At 53.0% G+C, this 17,643-nt stretch carries 16 protein-coding genes; all 16 read left to right on the top strand.

The annotated features are described in order from the left end of the window. Positions 1 to 63 precede the first annotated feature (63 nt). The 16 genes from wcaA (at position 64) to wcaL (ending at position 17,643) form a co-directional block, all read left to right on the top strand. Positions 64 to 903 carry a colanic acid biosynthesis glycosyltransferase WcaA gene (gene wcaA, locus ACJHXA_RS03820; protein WP_001543313.1) on the top strand — a complete coding sequence of 280 codons (840 nt, stop codon included), beginning with the start codon at positions 64 to 66 and terminating at the stop codon, positions 901 to 903. Positions 904 to 905: 2 nt separating this feature from the next. Continuing rightward, positions 906 to 1,394, top strand: coding sequence for a colanic acid biosynthesis acetyltransferase WcaB (wcaB, locus tag ACJHXA_RS03815; protein WP_000888744.1), 489 nt, complete (start codon positions 906 to 908; stop codon positions 1,392 to 1,394). Continuing rightward, on the top strand, positions 1,391 to 2,608 hold the full coding sequence (wcaC, locus tag ACJHXA_RS03810; RefSeq protein ID WP_001023900.1) for a colanic acid biosynthesis glycosyltransferase WcaC: 1,218 nt from the start codon (positions 1,391 to 1,393) through the stop codon (positions 2,606 to 2,608). Before wcaB ends, wcaC begins: the two co-directional genes overlap by 4 nt. Next, complete coding sequence (wcaD, locus tag ACJHXA_RS03805) at positions 2,583 to 3,800, top strand: colanic acid polymerase WcaD (protein ID WP_000107816.1); 1,218 nt, start codon at positions 2,583 to 2,585, stop codon at positions 3,798 to 3,800. Before wcaC ends, wcaD begins: the two co-directional genes overlap by 26 nt. Positions 3,801 to 3,810: 10 nt before the next feature. Then, positions 3,811 to 4,557 carry a colanic acid biosynthesis glycosyltransferase WcaE gene (gene wcaE / locus ACJHXA_RS03800; RefSeq protein ID WP_000927071.1) on the top strand — a complete coding sequence of 249 codons (747 nt, stop codon included), beginning with the start codon at positions 3,811 to 3,813 and terminating at the stop codon, positions 4,555 to 4,557. Between the two features lie 15 nt (positions 4,558 to 4,572). Then, positions 4,573 to 5,121, top strand: a complete 549-nt coding sequence (gene wcaF, locus ACJHXA_RS03795; RefSeq protein WP_001153586.1) for a colanic acid biosynthesis acetyltransferase WcaF — start codon at positions 4,573 to 4,575, stop codon at positions 5,119 to 5,121. Positions 5,122 to 5,147: 26 nt separating this feature from the next. After that, the gene (gene gmd / locus ACJHXA_RS03790) at positions 5,148 to 6,269 is read left to right on the top strand and encodes a GDP-mannose 4,6-dehydratase (RefSeq protein ID WP_000048190.1); all 1,122 of its coding nucleotides are present in this window, start codon (positions 5,148 to 5,150) and stop codon (positions 6,267 to 6,269) included. A 2-nt stretch (positions 6,270 to 6,271) separates the two neighbouring features. Continuing rightward, the gene (fcl, locus tag ACJHXA_RS03785; RefSeq protein WP_000043606.1) at positions 6,272 to 7,237 is read left to right on the top strand and encodes a GDP-L-fucose synthase; all 966 of its coding nucleotides are present in this window, start codon (positions 6,272 to 6,274) and stop codon (positions 7,235 to 7,237) included. Between the two features lie 2 nt (positions 7,238 to 7,239). After that, positions 7,240 to 7,719, top strand: a complete 480-nt coding sequence (gmm, locus tag ACJHXA_RS03780; protein ID WP_000479836.1) for a GDP-mannose mannosyl hydrolase — start codon at positions 7,240 to 7,242, stop codon at positions 7,717 to 7,719. Beyond that, positions 7,716 to 8,939 (top strand): colanic acid biosynthesis fucosyltransferase WcaI, encoded by a 1,224-nt coding sequence (gene wcaI / locus ACJHXA_RS03775; RefSeq protein WP_000699727.1) that lies wholly within the window; start codon positions 7,716 to 7,718, stop codon positions 8,937 to 8,939. Before gmm ends, wcaI begins: the two co-directional genes overlap by 4 nt. Positions 8,940 to 8,941: 2 nt before the next feature. After that, positions 8,942 to 10,378: a mannose-1-phosphate guanyltransferase gene (cpsB, locus tag ACJHXA_RS03770; RefSeq protein WP_000079263.1), complete on the top strand. Its 1,437-nt coding sequence runs from the start codon at positions 8,942 to 8,944 to the stop codon at positions 10,376 to 10,378. Between the two features lie 192 nt (positions 10,379 to 10,570). Beyond that, the gene (gene cpsG, locus ACJHXA_RS03765) at positions 10,571 to 11,941 is read left to right on the top strand and encodes a colanic acid biosynthesis phosphomannomutase CpsG (RefSeq protein ID WP_029397740.1); all 1,371 of its coding nucleotides are present in this window, start codon (positions 10,571 to 10,573) and stop codon (positions 11,939 to 11,941) included. A gap of 54 nt (positions 11,942 to 11,995) precedes the next feature. Beyond that, a complete protein-coding gene (gene wcaJ / locus ACJHXA_RS03760; protein WP_000183130.1) occupies positions 11,996 to 13,390 on the top strand; it encodes an undecaprenyl-phosphate glucose phosphotransferase in 1,395 nt (464 codons plus the stop codon). 1 nt (position 13,391) lies between these two features. Beyond that, positions 13,392 to 14,870 carry a colanic acid undecaprenyl disphosphate flippase WzxC gene (gene wzxC, locus ACJHXA_RS03755; protein ID WP_032191945.1) on the top strand — a complete coding sequence of 493 codons (1,479 nt, stop codon included), beginning with the start codon at positions 13,392 to 13,394 and terminating at the stop codon, positions 14,868 to 14,870. A gap of 275 nt (positions 14,871 to 15,145) precedes the next feature. Then, positions 15,146 to 16,426 (top strand): colanic acid biosynthesis pyruvyl transferase WcaK, encoded by a 1,281-nt coding sequence (gene wcaK / locus ACJHXA_RS03750; RefSeq protein ID WP_032191943.1) that lies wholly within the window; start codon positions 15,146 to 15,148, stop codon positions 16,424 to 16,426. Further along, entirely contained in the window at positions 16,423 to 17,643 is a 1,221-nt protein-coding gene (gene wcaL / locus ACJHXA_RS03745; protein ID WP_032259850.1) for a colanic acid biosynthesis glycosyltransferase WcaL, read from the top strand. The genes wcaK and wcaL overlap by 4 nt, the downstream gene beginning before the upstream one ends.

Genomic DNA, 17,643 nt, shown 5'->3' with positions numbered 1-17,643 from the left:
AACAGAACCCGTAAACAAGCTTATAAACCGGCAGAACATCTCGATACTCCGGGAGAACAACCTATGAAAGACAATCCGCTGATTTCAATCTATATGCCGACCTGGAACCGCCAACAACTGGCGATTCGGGCGATAAAATCGGTCCTGCGCCAGGACTACAGCAACTGGGAGATGATCATCGTGGATGATTGCTCCACCTCCAGGGAACAACTGCAACAGTACGTCACTGCCCTCAACGATCCGCGTATCACCTACATTCACAACGACATTAACAGCGGGGCGTGCGCGGTACGTAACCAGGCGATTATGCTGGCGCAAGGGGAATACATTACCGGGATCGATGACGATGATGAATGGACGCCCAACCGCCTGAGCGTCTTCCTCGCCCATAAACAGCAACTGGTCACTCACGCCTTTTTGTACGCTAACGACTACGTTTGCCAGGGCGAAGTCTATTCCCAACCAGCAAGTTTGCCGCTGTATCCCAAATCGCCGTATTCACGCCGCCTGTTCTATAAACGCAATATCATTGGCAATCAGGTTTTTACCTGGGCGTGGCGTTTCAAAGAGTGCTTGTTCGATACCGAACTGAAAGCAGCACAGGATTACGACATCTTCCTGCGGATGGTGGTGGAGTATGGCGAACCGTGGAAAGTGGAAGAGGCGACGCAGATCCTGCATATCAATCACGGTGAAATGCAGATCACCTCGTCACCGAAAAAATTCTCCGGGTACTTCCACTTTTACCGAAAGCACAAAGATAAATTTGACCGCGCCAGCAAAAAATATCAGCTGTTTACCCTCTACCAGATCCGCAATAAACGCATGACCTGGCGCACTTTGCTGACGCTGCTGTCGGTGCGTAACGGCAAACGTCTGGCTGATGGTATTCGGGGGCGCTAAAGATGCTGGAAGATCTGCGCGCCAACAGCTGGAGTTTACGCCCGTGCTGCATGGTTCTTGCCTATCGCGTTGCTCATTTTTGTTCGGTGTGGCGCAAAAAGAACGTCCTCAACAATCTGTGGGCGGCCCCGCTGCTGGTGCTGTATCGCATTATCACCGAATGCTTTTTCGGTTATGAAATCCAGGCCGCCGCAACCATTGGCCGCCGCTTTACTATCCATCACGGTTACGCCGTAGTGATCAATAAAAACGTAGTAGCGGGGGATGATTTTACCATTCGCCACGGCGTCACTATCGGCAATCGTGGTGCCGAAAACATGGCATGTCCACACATTGGCAACGGCGTCGAACTCGGTGCCAACGTTATTATTCTTGGTGATATCACGATTGGTAACAACGTCACCGTGGGCGCGGGCAGCGTGGTGCTTGACTCTGTCCCGGACAACGCGCTGGTGGTGGGAGAAAAAGCGCGAGTGAAGGTAATCAAATGAATATTCTGCAATTTAATGTGCGACTGGCGGAAGGCGGGGCAGCAGGTGTGGCGTTAGATCTCCACCAGCGTGCGCTGCAACAGGGGCTGGCGTCACATTTTGTCTACGGCTACGGCAAAGGCGGCAAAGAGAGCGTCAGCCATCAGAACTATCCGCAGGTCATCAAACATACGCCGCGGATGACCGCGATGGCGAACATTGCCCTGTTTCGTCTGTTTAATCGCGATCTGTTTGGCAATTTCAATGAGTTATATCGCACCATTACTCGTACACCGGGTCCGGTGGTCCTGCATTTTCATGTGCTGCACAGCTACTGGCTAAATCTTAAGAGCGTGGTGCGCTTTTGCGAAAAGGTGAAAAACCACAAACCGGATGTCACTCTGGTCTGGACGCTGCACGACCACTGGAGCGTTACCGGGCGCTGCGCCTTTACCGACGGTTGTGAAGGCTGGAAAACGGGCTGCCAGAAATGCCCGACCTTAATTAATTATCCGCCGGTGAAGATTGATCGCGCACACCAGCTGGTGGCGGGCAAACGCCAGTTATTCCGTGAGATGCTGGCGCTGGGCTGTCAGTTTATTTCCCCCAGCCAGCATGTGGCTGACGCTTTCAATAGCCTGTACGGTCCAGGGCGTTGCCGGATTATCAATAATGGCATTGATATGGCAACCGAAGCGATTCTGGCGGACTTGCCTCCGGTGCGCGAAACCCAGGGTAAGCCGAAAATCGCGGTGGTGGCGCATGACCTGCGTTACGACGGCAAAACTAACCAGCAACTGGTGCGCGAGATGATGGCGCTGGGCGACAAAATCGAACTGCATACCTTTGGTAAGTTCTCGCCGTTCACCGCTGGCAACGTGGTTAATCACGGCTTTGAAACTGACAAGCGCAAGTTGATGAGCGCGCTCAATCAGATGGATGCGCTGGTGTTCAGTTCTCGCGTCGATAACTACCCGCTGATTTTGTGTGAGGCGCTATCGATTGGCGTGCCGGTGATTGCCACCCATAGCGATGCGGCGCGGGAAGTGTTGCAAAAATCCGGCGGTAAAACCGTCAGCGAAGAAGAGGTGCTGCAACTGGTGCAGTTAAGCAAACCGGAAATCGCGCAGGCGATATTTGGTACCACGCTGGCTGAGTTCAGCCAACGCAGCCGCGCCGCCTACAGTGGACAACAGATGCTGGAGGAGTATGTCAACTTCTATCAGAATCTGTAGCTACCTGCTGCTGCCGCTGATCTACCTGCTGGTTAACGTCAAAATCGCCCAGCTTGGCGAAAGTTTCCCCATCACCATCGTCACTTTTTTACCTGTCTTGTTACTGCTGTTTTTAGAACGCATCAGCGTTAAAAAATTGATGATTGCCTTAGGGATTGGTGCGGGACTCACGGCGTTTAACTATCTGTTTGGTCAGTCGCTGGATGCCAGTAAATACGTCACTTCAACCATGCTGTTTGTCTATATTGTGATCATTATTGGCATGGTGTGGAGTATTCGTTTTAAAACGATTTCGCCACACAACCATCGCAAGATATTACGTTTCTTTTATCTGGTGGTCGGGCTGGTGGTGGCGCTGGCGGCAGTGGAGATGGCGCAAATTATCCTCACCGGTGGCAGCAGTATTATGGAGTCGATTTCGAAATATCTGATTTACAGCAACAGCTATGTGCTGAATTTCATTAAATTCGGCGGCAAGCGCACGACAGCACTTTATTTCGAACCGGCATTTTTCGCTCTGGCATTAATCTCAATTTGGCTCAGCATCAAACAGTTTGGTATCAAAACGCCTAAAACCGATGCTATGATTCTCGCAGGGATAATATTATCCGGATCGTTTTCAGGGGTTATGACCTTTATCCTGTTTTATTTGCTGGAGTGGGCATTTCAATATCTGAATAAAGAGGCGATTAAGAAAAAGTTACCGTTGGCATTGATTTCTCTGGCTGTATTCCTAGTTGGTGTGGTAATCGCGTTTCCTTATATTTCCACCCGTCTGGGCGATTTAGGTACGGAAGGATCGTCATCGTATTATCGTATTGTCGGTCCGCTGGTGATGGTCGGTTATTCTTTGACCCATATTGACGGTGTAGTCAGATTTGGCTCACTTTATGAATATGTCGCATCATTCGGAATATTTAACGGTGCGGATGTCGGAAAAACCATAGACAATGGTTTGTATCTGCTGATTATTTATTTTTCCTGGTTCGCAGTGTTTTTATCGCTGTGGTACATGGGGAAAGTGATAAAAATGATGATCAACGCTTTTGGTGATAACCGCAATTTTCGCGTGCAATTATATCTTTTTACTCCGGTGTCGCTGTTTTTTACCGGTTCGATATTTAGCCCGGAATATGCATTTTTAATCGTCTGTCCGTTTATTTTGCGAAAAGCGTTAAATATTACGAGGTAAGAATAAGAACATGTTGCTTAGCATAATCACTGTCGCGTTTCGTAACCTCGAAGGGATAGTCAAAACACATGCCTCGCTGGCGCATCTGGCGCAGGCGGAAGATATCAGCTTCGAATGGATTGTTGTCGATGGCGGTTCCAATGACGGCACCCGTGAGTATCTGGAAAATCTCAATGGTATCTATAACCTACGCTTTGTCAGCGAGCCAGATAACGGTATCTACGACGCCATGAACAAAGGCATTACGATGGCACAAGGCAAGTTCGCGTTGTTTCTCAATTCGGGCGATATTTTTCATCAGGATGCCGCAAATTTTGTCCGTAAGTTAAAAATGCAAAAAGATAACATGATGATCACCGGCGATGCGCTGCTGGATTTTGGCGACGGGCATAAAATTAAACGTAGCGCCAAACCGGGCTGGTATATTTATCACAGCCTGCCCGCCAGTCATCAGGCGATATTTTTCCCTGTATCCGGCTTGAAAAAATGGCGTTATGACCTGGAATATAAAGTTTCTTCCGACTACGCGCTGGCAGCCAAAATGTATAAAGCCGGTTATGCATTTAAAAAACTCAATGGCCTGGTGTCTGAATTTTCCATGGGTGGGGTATCTACCACCAATAATATGGAATTGTGTGCTGACGCCAAAAAAGTCCAACGGCAAATATTACATGTGCCTGGCTTCTGGGCAGAATTATCCTGGCATTTACGCCAACGTACTACCTCAAAGACGAAAGCCTTATATAACAAAAGCTGAATATAAGGGAAAACGATGCAAGATTTAAGCGGTTTCTCGGTACCGAAAGGGTTCCGGGGCGGCAACGCTATTAAAGTGCAATTGTGGTGGGCAGTACAGGCAACATTATTTGCCTGGTCGCCACAAGTATTGTATCGCTGGCGGGCATTTTTATTACGTTCATTCGGCGCAAAAATAGGAAAAAACGTAGTTATTCGTCCGTCAGTAAAAATTACCTATCCGTGGAAATTAACCTTAGGTGATTACGCGTGGGTCGGCGATGAGGTCAATTTATATACCCTCGGTGAAATAACCATTGGCGCACATTCGGTGATATCGCAAAAAAGTTATTTATGCACCGGTAGCCACGACCATGCAAGTCAACATTTCACCATTAACGCCACGCCTATTGTGATTGGCGAGAAATGCTGGCTGGCGACAGATGTTTTTGTTGCCCCTGGCGTCACGATCGGCGACGGCACCGTCGTGGGGGCGCGAAGCAGTGTTTTTAAATCGCTTCCGGCAAATGTGGTTTGCCGGGGGAATCCCGCAGTGGTGATACGCGAACGCGTTGAAACTGAATAAATTCAAAAAATACAGAGGAATAAGACATGTCAAAAGTCGCTCTCATCACCGGTGTAACCGGACAAGACGGTTCTTACCTGGCAGAGTTTCTGCTGGAAAAAGGTTACGAGGTACATGGTATTAAGCGTCGTGCATCGTCATTCAACACCGAGCGCGTGGATCACATTTATCAGGATCCGCACACCTGCAACCCGAAATTCCATCTGCATTATGGCGACCTGAGTGATACCTCCAACCTGACGCGCATTTTGCGTGAAGTGCAGCCGGATGAAGTGTACAACCTGGGCGCAATGAGCCACGTTGCGGTTTCTTTTGAGTCACCGGAATATACCGCAGACGTCGATGCGATGGGTACGCTACGCCTGCTCGAGGCGATCCGCTTCCTCGGTCTGGAAAAGAAAACCCGTTTCTATCAGGCTTCCACCTCTGAACTGTACGGTCTGGTGCAGGAAATTCCGCAGAAAGAAACCACGCCGTTCTACCCGCGCTCTCCATATGCGGTCGCCAAACTGTACGCCTACTGGATCACGGTTAACTACCGCGAATCCTACGGCATGTACGCCTGTAACGGTATTCTCTTTAACCATGAATCCCCGCGCCGCGGCGAAACCTTCGTTACCCGCAAAATCACCCGCGCAATCGCCAACATCGCCCAGGGGCTGGAGTCGTGTCTGTACCTCGGCAATATGGACTCCCTGCGTGACTGGGGCCATGCCAAAGACTACGTAAAAATGCAGTGGATGATGCTGCAACAGGAACAGCCGGAAGATTTCGTTATCGCGACCGGCGTTCAGTACTCCGTACGTCAGTTCGTGGAAATGGCGGCAGCACAGCTGGGCATCAAACTGCGCTTTGAAGGCACGGGCGTTGAAGAGAAGGGCATTGTGGTTTCCGTCACCGGGCATGACGCGCCGGGCGTTAAACCGGGCGATGTGATTATCGCCGTTGACCCGCGTTACTTCCGTCCGGCAGAAGTTGAAACGCTGCTCGGCGACCCGACCAAAGCGCATGAAAAACTGGGCTGGAAACCAGAAATCACCCTCAGAGAGATGGTGTCTGAAATGGTGGCTAATGACCTCGAAGCGGCGAAAAAACACTCTCTGCTGAAATCTCACGGCTACGACGTGGCGATCGCGCTGGAGTCATAAGCATGAGTAAACAACGCATTTTTATCGCTGGCCATCGCGGGATGGTCGGTTCCGCCATCAGGCGACAGCTCGAACAGCGCGGTGATGTGGAGCTGGTATTACGCACCCGCGATGAACTGAACCTGTTGGACAGCCGCGCGGTGCATGATTTCTTTGCCAGCGAACGCATTGACCAGGTCTATCTGGCGGCGGCGAAAGTGGGCGGCATTGTCGCCAACAACACCTATCCGGCGGATTTCATCTACCAGAACATGATGATTGAGAGCAACATCATTCACGCCGCGCATCAGAACGACGTGAACAAACTGCTGTTTCTCGGATCGTCCTGCATCTACCCGAAACTGGCAAAACAGCCGATGGCAGAAAGCGAGTTGTTGCAGGGCACGCTGGAGCCGACCAACGAGCCTTACGCCATTGCCAAAATCGCCGGGATCAAACTGTGCGAATCTTACAACCGCCAGTATGGACGCGATTACCGCTCGGTCATGCCGACCAACCTGTATGGCCCGCATGACAACTTCCACCCGAGTAATTCGCATGTGATCCCAGCATTGCTGCGTCGCTTCCACGAGGCGACGGCACAGAATGCGCCGGACGTGGTGGTGTGGGGCAGCGGTACACCGATGCGTGAATTTCTGCACGTCGATGATATGGCGGCGGCAAGCATTCATGTGATGGAGCTGGCGCACGAAGTCTGGCTGGAAAACACCCAGCCGATGTTGTCGCACATTAACGTCGGCACGGGCGTTGACTGCACTATCCGCGAGCTGGCGCAAACCATCGCCAAAGTGGTGGGTTACAAAGGCCGGGTGGTTTTTGATGCCAGCAAACCGGATGGCACGCCGCGCAAACTGCTGGATGTGACGCGCCTGCATCAGCTTGGCTGGTATCACGAAATCTCACTGGAAGCGGGGCTTGCCAGCACTTACCAGTGGTTCCTTGAGAATCAAGACCGCTTTCGGGGGTAATGATGTTTTTACGTCAGGAAGACTTTGCCACGGTAGTGCGCTCCACCCCGCTTGTCTCTCTCGACTTTATTGTCGAGAACAGTCGCGGCGAATTTCTGCTTGGCAAAAGAACCAACCGCCCGGCGCAGGGTTACTGGTTTGTGCCGGGAGGGCGCGTGCAGAAAGACGAAACGCTGGAAGCCGCATTTGAGCGGCTGACGATGGCGGAACTGGGGCTGCGTCTGCCGATAACAGCAGGCCAGTTTTACGGTGTCTGGCAGCACTTTTATGACGATAACTTCTCTGGCACGGATTTCACCACTCACTATGTGGTGCTCGGTTTTCGCTTCAGAGTAGCGGAAGAAGAACTGTTACTGCCGGATGAGCAGCATGACGATTACCGCTGGCTGACGCCGGACGCACTGCTCGCCAGTGACAATGTTCACGCTAACAGCCGCGCCTATTTTCTCGCTGAGAAGCGTGCCGGAGTACCCGGATTATGAAAATACTGGTCTACGGCATTAACTACTCGCCGGAGTTAACCGGCATCGGCAAATACACCGGAGAGATGGTGGAATGGCTGGCGGCACAAGGTCATGAGGTGCGGGTTATTACCGCACCGCCTTACTACCCGCAGTGGCAGGTGGGTGAGAACTATTCCGCCTGGCGCTACAAACGAGAAGAGGGGGCCGCCACGGTGTGGCGCTGCCCGCTGTATGTGCCAAAACAGCCGAGCACCCTGAAACGCCTGTTGCATCTCGGCAGTTTTGCCGTCAGCAGTTTCTTTCCGCTGATGGCGCAACGTCGCTGGAAGCCGGATCGCATTATTGGCGTGGTACCAACGCTGTTTTGCACGCCGGGAATGCGCCTGCTGGCGAAACTCTCTGGCGCGCGTACCGTGCTGCATATTCAGGATTACGAAGTGGACGCCATGCTGGGGCTGGGCCTTGCCGGAAAAGGCAAAGGCGGCAAAGTGGCACAGCTGGCAACGGCGTTCGAGCGTAGCGGACTGCATAACGTCGATAACGTCTCCACGATTTCGCGTTCGATGATGAATAAAGCCATCGAAAAAGGCGTGGCGGCGGAAAACGTCATCTTCTTCCCCAACTGGTCGGAAATCGCCCGTTTTCAGCATGTTGCAGATGCCGATGTTGATGCCCTTCGTAACCAGCTTGGCCTGCCGGATAACAAAAAAATCATTCTTTACTCCGGCAATATTGGTGAAAAGCAGGGGCTGGAAAACGTTATTGAAGCTGCCGATCGTCTGCGCGATGAACCGCTGATTTTTGCCATTGTCGGGCAGGGCGGCGGCAAAGCGCGGCTGGAAAAAATGGCGCAGCAGCGTGGACTGCGCAACATGCAATTTTTCCCGCTGCAATCGTATGACGCTTTACCCGCACTGCTGAAGATGGGCGATTGCCATCTGGTGGTGCAAAAACGCGGCGCGGCAGATGCCGTATTGCCGTCGAAACTGACCAATATTCTGGCAGTAGGCGGTAACGCAGTGATTACCGCAGAAGCCCACACAGAACTGGGGCAGCTTTGCGAAACCTTTCCGGGCATTGCGGTTTGCGTTGAACCGGAATCGGTCGAGGCGCTGGTGGCGGGGATTCGTCAGGCGCTCCTGCTGCCCAAACACAACACGGTGGCACGTGAATATGCTGAACGCACGCTCGATAAAGAGAACGTGTTACGTCAATTTATAAATGATATTCGGGGATAATTATGGCGCAGTCGAAACTCTATCCAGTTGTGATGGCAGGTGGCTCCGGTAGCCGCTTATGGCCGCTTTCCCGCGTACTTTACCCCAAGCAGTTTTTATGCCTGAAAGGCGATCTCACCATGCTGCAAACCACCATCTGCCGCCTGAACGGCGTGGAGTGCGAAAGCCCGGTGGTGATTTGCAATGAGCAGCACCGCTTTATTGTCGCGGAACAGCTGCGTCAACTGAACAAACTCACCGAGAACATTATTCTCGAACCTGCAGGGCGTAACACTGCACCGGCCATTGCGCTGGCGGCGCTGGCGGCAAAACGTCATAGCCCGGAGAACGACCCGTTAATGCTGGTGCTGGCGGCGGATCATGTGATTGCCGATGAAGACGCGTTCCGTGCCGCCGTGCGTAATGCCATGCCATATGCCGAAGCGGGCAAGCTGGTGACCTTTGGCATTGTGCCGGATCTACCTGAAACCGGTTATGGCTATATTCGTCGCGGTGAAGTGTCTGCGGGTGAGCAGGATACGGTGGCCTTTGAAGTGGCGCAGTTTGTCGAAAAACCGAATCTGGAAACCGCCCAGGCCTATGTGGCAAGTGGCGAATATTACTGGAACAGCGGCATGTTCCTGTTCCGCGCCGGACGCTATCTCGAAGAACTGAAAAAATATCGCCCGGATATTCTCGATGCCTGTGAAAAAGCGATGAGCGCCGTCGATCCGGATCTTGATTTTATTCGTGTGGATGAAGAAGCGTTTCTCGCCTGCCCGGAAGAGTCGGTGGATTACGCGGTCATGGAACGTACGGCAGATGCCGTTGTGGTACCGATGGATGCGGGCTGGAGCGATGTCGGCTCCTGGTCCTCATTATGGGAAATTAGCGCCCACACCGCCGAGGGCAACGTTTGCCACGGAGATGTGATTAATCACAAAACTGAAAACAGCTATGTGTACGCCGAATCTGGCCTGGTCACCACCGTCGGGGTGAAAGATTTGGTGGTAGTGCAGACCAAAGATGCAGTGCTGATTGCCGACCGTAACGCGGTGCAGGATGTGAAAAAAGTGGTCGAGCAGATCAAAGCCGATGGTCGCCATGAGCATCGGGTGCATCGCGAAGTCTATCGCCCGTGGGGCAAATATGACTCTATCGACGCGGGCGACCGCTACCAGGTGAAACGCATCACCGTGAAACCGGGCGAGGGTTTGTCGGTACAGATGCACCATCACCGCGCGGAACACTGGGTGGTGGTTGCGGGAACGGCAAAAGTCACCATTGACGGTGATATCAAACTGCTTGGTGAAAACGAGTCCATTTATATTCCGCTGGGGGCGACGCACTGCCTGGAAAACCCGGGGAAAATTCCGCTCGATTTAATTGAAGTGCGCTCCGGCTCTTATCTCGAAGAGGATGATGTGGTGCGCTTCGCGGATCGCTACGGACGGGTGTAAACGTCGCATCAGGCGCTGTTTGTCGGATGCGGCGTGAACGCCTTATCCGACCTACGGTTCGGGTTTGTAGTCCTGATAAGACGCGGCAGCGTCGCATCAGGCAATGAATGCGAAACCGAGATGTAAATAACGACAAAAACAAAATTGGCCGTTTCGGTCAGGGCCAACTATTGCCTGAAAAAGGGTAACGACATGAAAAAATTAACCTGCTTTAAAGCCTATGATATTCGCGGGAAATTAGGCGAAGAACTGAATGAAGATATTGCCTGGCGCATTGGTCGTGCCTATGGCGAATTTCTCAAACCGAAAACCATTGTGTTAGGCGGTGATGTCCGTCTCACCAGCGAAACCTTAAAACTGGCGCTGGCAAAAGGTTTACAGGATGCGGGCGTCGATGTGCTGGATATCGGCATGTCCGGCACCGAAGAGATCTATTTCGCCACGTTCCATCTCGGCGTGGATGGCGGCATTGAAGTTACTGCCAGCCATAATCCGATGGATTACAACGGCATGAAACTGGTGCGCGAAGGGGCTCGCCCGATCAGCGGCGATACCGGACTGCGCGATGTCCAGCGTCTGGCAGAAGCCAACGACTTTCCTCCCGTTGATGCAACCAAACGCGGTCGCTATCAGCAAATCAATCTGCGTGACGCTTACGTTGATCACCTGTTCGGTTATATCAATGTCAAAAACCTCACGCCGCTCAAGCTGGTGATCAACTCCGGGAACGGCGCAGCGGGTCCGGTGGTGGACGCCATTGAAGCCCGCTTTAAAGCCCTCGGCGCGCCCGTGGAATTAATCAAAGTACACAACACACCGGACGGCAATTTCCCCAACGGTATTCCTAACCCGCTGCTACCGGAATGTCGCGACGACACCCGCAATGCGGTCATCAAACACGGCGCGGATATGGGCATTGCCTTTGATGGCGATTTTGACCGCTGTTTCCTGTTTGACGAAAAAGGGCAGTTTATCGAGGGCTATTACATTGTCGGCCTGCTGGCAGAAGCATTCCTCGAAAAAAATCCCGGCGCGAAGATCATCCACGATCCACGTCTCTCCTGGAACACCGTTGATGTGGTGACTGCCGCAGGTGGCACGCCGGTAATGTCGAAAACCGGACACGCCTTTATTAAAGAACGTATGCGCAAGGAAGACGCCATCTACGGTGGCGAAATGAGCGCCCACCATTACTTCCGTGATTTCGCTTACTGCGACAGCGGCATGATCCCTTGGCTGCTGGTCGCCGAACTGGTGTGTCTGAAAGGAAAAACGCTGGGCGAACTGGTGCGCGATCGGATGGCGGCGTTTCCGGCAAGCGGTGAGATCAACAGCAAACTGGCGCAACCCGTTGAGGCGATTAACCGCGTGGAACAGCATTTTAGCCGTGAGGCGCTGGCGGTGGATCGCACCGATGGCATCAGCATGACCTTTGCCGACTGGCGCTTTAATCTGCGCTCCTCCAACACCGAACCGGTGGTGCGGTTGAATGTGGAATCGCGCGGTGATGTGCCGCTGATGGAAGCGCGAACACGAACTCTGCTGACGTTGCTGAACGAGTAATGTCGGATCTTCCCTTACCCCATTGCGGGTAAGGGGCAAATAACAGGAACAACGATGACAAATCTAAAAAAGCGCGAGCGAGCGAAAACCAATGCATCGTTAATCTCTATGGTGCAACGCTTTTCAGATATCACCATCATGTTTGCCGGGCTATGGCTGGTTTGCGAAGTGAGCGGACTGTCATTCCTCTACATGCACCTGTTGGTGGCGCTGATTACGCTGGTGGTGTTCCAGATGCTGGGCGGCATCACCGATTTTTATCGCTCATGGCGCGGTGTTCGGGCAGCGACAGAATTTGCTCTGTTGCTACAAAACTGGACCTTAAGCGTGATTTTCAGCGCAGGACTGGTGGCGTTCAACAATGATTTCGACACGCAACTGAAAATCTGGCTGGCGTGGTATGGGCTGACCAGTATCGGACTGGTGGTTTGCCGTTCGTGTATTCGCATTGGGGCGGGCTGGCTGCGTAATCATGGCTATAACAAGCGCATGGTCGCGGTGGCGGGGGATTTAGCCGCCGGGCAAATGCTGATGGAGAGCTTCCGTAACCAGCCGTGGTTAGGGTTTGAAGTGGTGGGCGTTTACCACGACCCGAAACCGGGCGGCGTTTCTAACGACTGGGCGGGTAACTTGCAACAGCTGGTCGAGGATGCAAAAGCGGGCAAGATTCATAACGTCTATATCGCGATGCAAATGTGCGACGGCGCGCGAGTGAAAAAACTGGTCCATCAATTGGCGGACACCACCTGTTCGGTGCTGCTGATCCCCGATGTCTTTACCTTCAACATTCTCCATTCACGTCTTGAAGAGATGAACGGCGTTCCGGTGGTGCCGCTTTACGACACGCCGCTTTCCGGGGTTAACCGCCTGCTCAAACGTGCGGAAGACATTGTGCTGGCGACGCTTATCCTGCTGCTGATCTCCCCGGTGCTGTGCTGCATTGCGCTGGCGGTGAAACTCAGTTCACCTGGGCCGGTTATTTTCCGCCAGACTCGCTATGGCATGGATGGCAAGCCGATCAAAGTGTGGAAGTTTCGTTCCATGAAAGTGATGGAGAACGACAAAGTAGTGACCCAGGCGACGCAGAACGATCCGCGCGTCACCAAAGTGGGGAACTTTCTGCGCCGCACCTCGCTGGATGAATTGCCGCAGTTTATCAATGTGCTGACCGGCGGGATGTCGATTGTCGGGCCACGTCCGCACGCGGTGGCGCATAACGAACAGTATCGCCAGCTCATTGAAGGCTACATGCTGCGCCATAAGGTGAAACCGGGCATTACCGGCTGGGCGCAGATTAACGGCTGGCGCGGCGAAACCGACACACTGGAGAAAATGGAAAAACGCGTCGAGTTCGACCTTGAGTACATCCGCGAATGGAGCGTCTGGTTCGATATCAAAATCGTTTTCCTGACGGTATTCAAAGGCTTCGTTAACAAAGCGGCATATTGATATGAGCTTACGTGAAAAAACCATCAGCGGCGCGAAGTGGTCGGCGATTGCCACGGTGATCATCATCGGCCTCGGGCTGGTGCAGATGACCGTGCTGGCGCGGATTATCGACAACCACCAGTTCGGTTTGCTTACCGTGTCGCTGGTGATCATCGCGCTGGCAGATACGCTTTCTGACTTCGGTATCGCTAACTCGATTATTCAGCGAAAAGAAATCAGCCACCTTGAACTCACCACGCTGTACTGGCTGAACGTCGGGCTGGGGCTTGTGGTGTGCGTGGCGGTGTTTTTGTTGAGTGATGCCATTGGTGACGTGCTGAATAACCCAGACCTGGCACCGTTGATTAAAACATTGTCGCTGGCGTTTGTGGTGATCCCCCACGGGCAACAATTTCGTGCGTTGATGCAGAAGGAGCTGGAGTTCAACAAAATCGGCATGATCGAAACCAGCGCGGTGCTGGCGGGCTTCACTTTTACGGTGGTTAGCGCCCATTTCTGGCCGCTGGCGATGACCGCGATCTTCGGTTATCTGGTCAATAGTGCGGTGAGAACGCTGCTGTTTGGCTACTTTGGTCGCAAAATTTATCGCCCCGGTCTGCATTTCTCGCTGGCGTCGGTGGCACCAAACTTACGTTTTGGTGCCTGGCTGACGGCGGACAGCATCATCAACTATCTCAACACCAACCTTTCAACGCTGGTGCTGGCGCGTATTCTCGGCGCGGGCGTGGCAGGGGGATACAACCTGGCGTACAACGTGGCCGTTGTGCCACCGATGAAGCTGAACCCAATCATCACCCGCGTGTTGTTTCCGGCATTCGCCAAAATTCAGGACGACACCGAAAAGCTGCGCGTTAACTTCTACAAGCTGCTGTCGGTAGTGGGGATTATCAACTTTCCGGCTCTGCTGGGGCTGATGGTGGTGTCGAATAACTTTGTACCGCTGGTCTTTGGTGAGAAGTGGAACAGCATTATTCCGGTGCTGCAATTGCTGTGTGTGGTGGGTCTGCTGCGCTCCGTAGGTAACCCGATTGGTTCGCTGCTGATGGCGAAAGCGCGGGTCGATATCAGCTTTAAATTCAACGTATTCAAAACATTTCTGTTTATTCCGGCGATTGTTATTGGTGGGCAGATGGCGGGCGCAATCGGCGTCACGCTCGGTTTCCTGCTGGTGCAGATTATCAACACCATTCTGAGTTACTTCGTGATGATTAAACCGGTTCTTGGTTCCAGTTATCGCCAGTACATCCTGAGTTTATGGCTGCCGTTTTATCTCTCGCTGCCGACGCTGGTGGTCAGTTATGCGCTGGGCATTGTGCTGAAAGGGCAACTGGCGCTGGGGATGCTACTGGCGGTGCAAATAGCCGCGGGCGTGCTGGCGTTTGTGGTGATGATTGTGCTGTCGCGCCATCCGCTGGTGGTGGAAGTGAAGCGCCAGTTTTGTCGCAGCGAAAAAATGAAAATGCTTTTACGGGCGGGGTGAGTTGTTGTTTTCGGTTCCGACAACGGTTGCCGGGGGCAGCGTAAAACGCCTTATCCATCCTACGGTTCTGTGCTCGGGACCTGTAGGCCTGATAAGACGCGTCAGCGTCGCATCAGGCACTGAATGCCGGATGCGGCGTGAACGCCTTATCCGGCCTACGGTTCTGTGCTCGGGTCTTGTAGGCCTGATAAGACGCGCCAGCGTCGCATCAGGCAAAAAACGGCAACGAACACAACAAACACAGCCTCACTTGGCATCAAATTTATGAGGAAAAAATGAAATTACTTATTTTGGGCAACCACACTTGCGGCAATCGTGGCGACAGCGCCATCTTGCGCGGCTTACTTGATGCCATCAACATCCTCAATCCACATACCGAAGTGGACGTGATGAGCCGCTATCCGGTCAGTTCTTCCTGGCTGCTCAACCGCCCGGTAATGGGTGATCCGCTGTTCCTGCAAATGAAACAACACAACAGCGCGGCGGGCGTTGTCGGGCGCGTTAAAAAAGTCCTCCGTCGCCGCTACCAGCATCAGGTACTGCTCTCGCGCGTCACCGACACTGGCAAGTTGCGTAATATCGCCATCGCCCAGGGATTCACTGACTTCGTGCGCCTGCTGTCAGGTTACGACGCCATTATTCAGGTCGGCGGATCGTTTTTTGTCGATCTCTACGGCGTGCCACAGTTTGAACATGCACTTTGCACGTTTATGGCGAAAAAGCCGCTGTTTATGATTGGTCACAGTGTTGGCCCGTTCCAGGATGAGCAATTTAACCAACTGGCGAACTATGTTTTTGGTCACTGTGACGCGCTGATCCTGCGCGAATCGGTCAGCCTTGATTTGATGAAACGCAGCAATATCACCACTGCAAAAGTGGAACATGGCGTCGATACTGCGTGGCTGGTCGATCACCACACCGAAGATTTCACCGCCAGCTATGCCGTCCAACACTGGCTGGACGTTGCCGCACAACAGAAAACGGTGGCAATTACCCTGCGCGAACTGGCACCGTTCGACAAACGTCTCGGCACCACTCAACAAGCGTATGAAAAAGCCTTTGCCGGGGTGGTCAATCGCATTCTCGACGAAGGCTATCAGGTTATTGCGCTCTCCACCTGTACGGGTATCGACAGCTATAACAAAGACGACCGCATGGTGGCGCTCAACCTGCGCCAGCACATCAGTGATCCTGCCCGTTATCACGTAGTGATGGATGAACTTAACGATCTGGAAATGGGCAAAATTCTCGGTGCCTGTGAACTCACCGTCGGTACGCGCCTGCACTCCGCCATTATCTCAATGAACTTTGCTACTCCGGCGATTGCCATCAACTATGAACATAAATCCGCCGGGATTATGCAGCAGCTGGGACTACCGGAGATGGCAATTGATATCCGTCATTTATTAGACGGCAGCCTGCAAGCGATGGTTGCGGATACCTTAGGCCAGCTTCCGGCGCTGAACGCACGACTTAACGAAGCCGTCAGTCGTGAACGTCAGACGGGAATGCAGATGGTGCAATCTGTGCTTGAGCGCATCGGGGAGGTGAAATGAAGGTCGGCTTCTTTTTACTGAAATTTCCGCTGTCGTCGGAAACCTTCGTCCTCAATCAAATTACCGCGTTTATTGATATGGGCTTTGAGGTGGAGATTGTCGCGCTGCAAAAAGGCGACACACAAAACACCCACGCGGCATGGACGAAATACAACCTTGCTGCCAGAACCCGCTGGTTACAGGATGAACCTACGGGCAAAGTGGCGAAGCTGCGCCACCGCGCCAGCCAGACCTTACGCGGCATTCATCGTAAAAATACCTGGCAGGCGCTCAACCTCAAACGCTATGGTGCCGAGTCGCGGAACCTGATTTTGTCTGCCATTTGCGGCCAGGTCGCAACACCGTTTCATGCCGATGTGTTCATCGCTCATTTTGGCCCTGCGGGGGTAACCGCAGCAAAACTACGGGAACTGGGTGTCATTCGCGGCAAAATTGCCACCATTTTCCACGGCATTGATATCTCCAGTCGGGAAGTGCTCAACCACTACACTCCCGAATATCAGCAACTGTTTCGCCGTGGCGACCTGATGTTACCGATAAGCGATCTGTGGGCCGGAAGGCTGCAAAAAATGGGCTGCCCGAGGGAAAAAATCGCCGTATCGCGCATGGGCGTAGATATGACGCGCTTTAGCCCGCGTCCCGTGAAAGCGCCCGCAACGCCGCTGGAGATTATTTCCGTCGCACGCTTAACCGAGAAAAAAGGCCTGCATGTGGCGATCGAAGCCTGCCGTCAGTTGAAAGAGCAGGGCGTGGCATTTCGCTATCGCATCCTCGGCATTGGCCCGTGGGAACGACGCCTGCGCACGCTCATCGAACAATATCAACTGGAAGATGTGGTAGAGATGCCGGGCTTTAAACCGAGCCATGAAGTGAAAGCGATGCTCGACGACGCGGATGTCTTCCTGTTGCCATCGATAACGGGTGCGGATGGCGATATGGAAGGTATTCCGGTGGCGCTAATGGAAGCAATGGCGGTCGGCATTCCGGTTGTTTCAACTCTGCATAGCGGAATACCAGAACTGGTTGAGGCCGATAAATCCGGCTGGCTGGTGCCTGAGAACGATGCTCGCGCACTGGCACAACGTCTGGCGGCGTTTAGCCAACTGGATACCGACGAACTGGCTCCGGTCGTCAAACGTGCGCGCGAAAAAGTCGAACACGATTTTAACCAGCAGGTGATTAATCGAGAACTCGCCAGCTTGCTGCAAGCTTTATAG

Origin of the sequence: Escherichia sp. WS33 (assembly GCF_046486385.1) — a bacterium.
In the GTDB taxonomy this organism is placed as follows: domain Bacteria; phylum Pseudomonadota; class Gammaproteobacteria; order Enterobacterales; family Enterobacteriaceae; genus ECMA0423.
Note: the sequence above shows the minus strand (reverse complement) of the source record. Positions and strands in the feature narration are given on the sequence as shown.

What these genes read in the sequence shown, in the direction of transcription:
- wcaF (WP_001153586.1), top strand. Translation starts at nt 4,573, where the DNA reads ATGCAAGATTTAAGCGGTTTCTCGGTACCGAAAGGGTTCCGGGGCGGC.
- fcl (WP_000043606.1), top strand. Translation starts at nt 6,272, where the DNA reads ATGAGTAAACAACGCATTTTTATCGCTGGCCATCGCGGGATGGTCGGT.
- wcaE (WP_000927071.1), top strand. Translation starts at nt 3,811, where the DNA reads ATGTTGCTTAGCATAATCACTGTCGCGTTTCGTAACCTCGAAGGGATA.
- wcaL (WP_032259850.1), top strand. Translation starts at nt 16,423, where the DNA reads ATGAAGGTCGGCTTCTTTTTACTGAAATTTCCGCTGTCGTCGGAAACC.
- gmd (WP_000048190.1), top strand. Translation starts at nt 5,148, where the DNA reads ATGTCAAAAGTCGCTCTCATCACCGGTGTAACCGGACAAGACGGTTCT.
- wcaI (WP_000699727.1), top strand. Translation starts at nt 7,716, where the DNA reads ATGAAAATACTGGTCTACGGCATTAACTACTCGCCGGAGTTAACCGGC.
- wzxC (WP_032191945.1), top strand. Translation starts at nt 13,392, where the DNA reads ATGAGCTTACGTGAAAAAACCATCAGCGGCGCGAAGTGGTCGGCGATT.
- wcaC (WP_001023900.1), top strand. Translation starts at nt 1,391, where the DNA reads ATGAATATTCTGCAATTTAATGTGCGACTGGCGGAAGGCGGGGCAGCA.
- gmm (WP_000479836.1), top strand. Translation starts at nt 7,240, where the DNA reads ATGTTTTTACGTCAGGAAGACTTTGCCACGGTAGTGCGCTCCACCCCG.
- wcaK (WP_032191943.1), top strand. Translation starts at nt 15,146, where the DNA reads ATGAAATTACTTATTTTGGGCAACCACACTTGCGGCAATCGTGGCGAC.
- cpsB (WP_000079263.1), top strand. Translation starts at nt 8,942, where the DNA reads ATGGCGCAGTCGAAACTCTATCCAGTTGTGATGGCAGGTGGCTCCGGT.
- wcaB (WP_000888744.1), top strand. Translation starts at nt 906, where the DNA reads ATGCTGGAAGATCTGCGCGCCAACAGCTGGAGTTTACGCCCGTGCTGC.
- wcaJ (WP_000183130.1), top strand. Translation starts at nt 11,996, where the DNA reads ATGACAAATCTAAAAAAGCGCGAGCGAGCGAAAACCAATGCATCGTTA.
- wcaA (WP_001543313.1), top strand. Translation starts at nt 64, where the DNA reads ATGAAAGACAATCCGCTGATTTCAATCTATATGCCGACCTGGAACCGC.
- cpsG (WP_029397740.1), top strand. Translation starts at nt 10,571, where the DNA reads ATGAAAAAATTAACCTGCTTTAAAGCCTATGATATTCGCGGGAAATTA.
- wcaD (WP_000107816.1), top strand. Translation starts at nt 2,583, where the DNA reads ATGTCAACTTCTATCAGAATCTGTAGCTACCTGCTGCTGCCGCTGATC.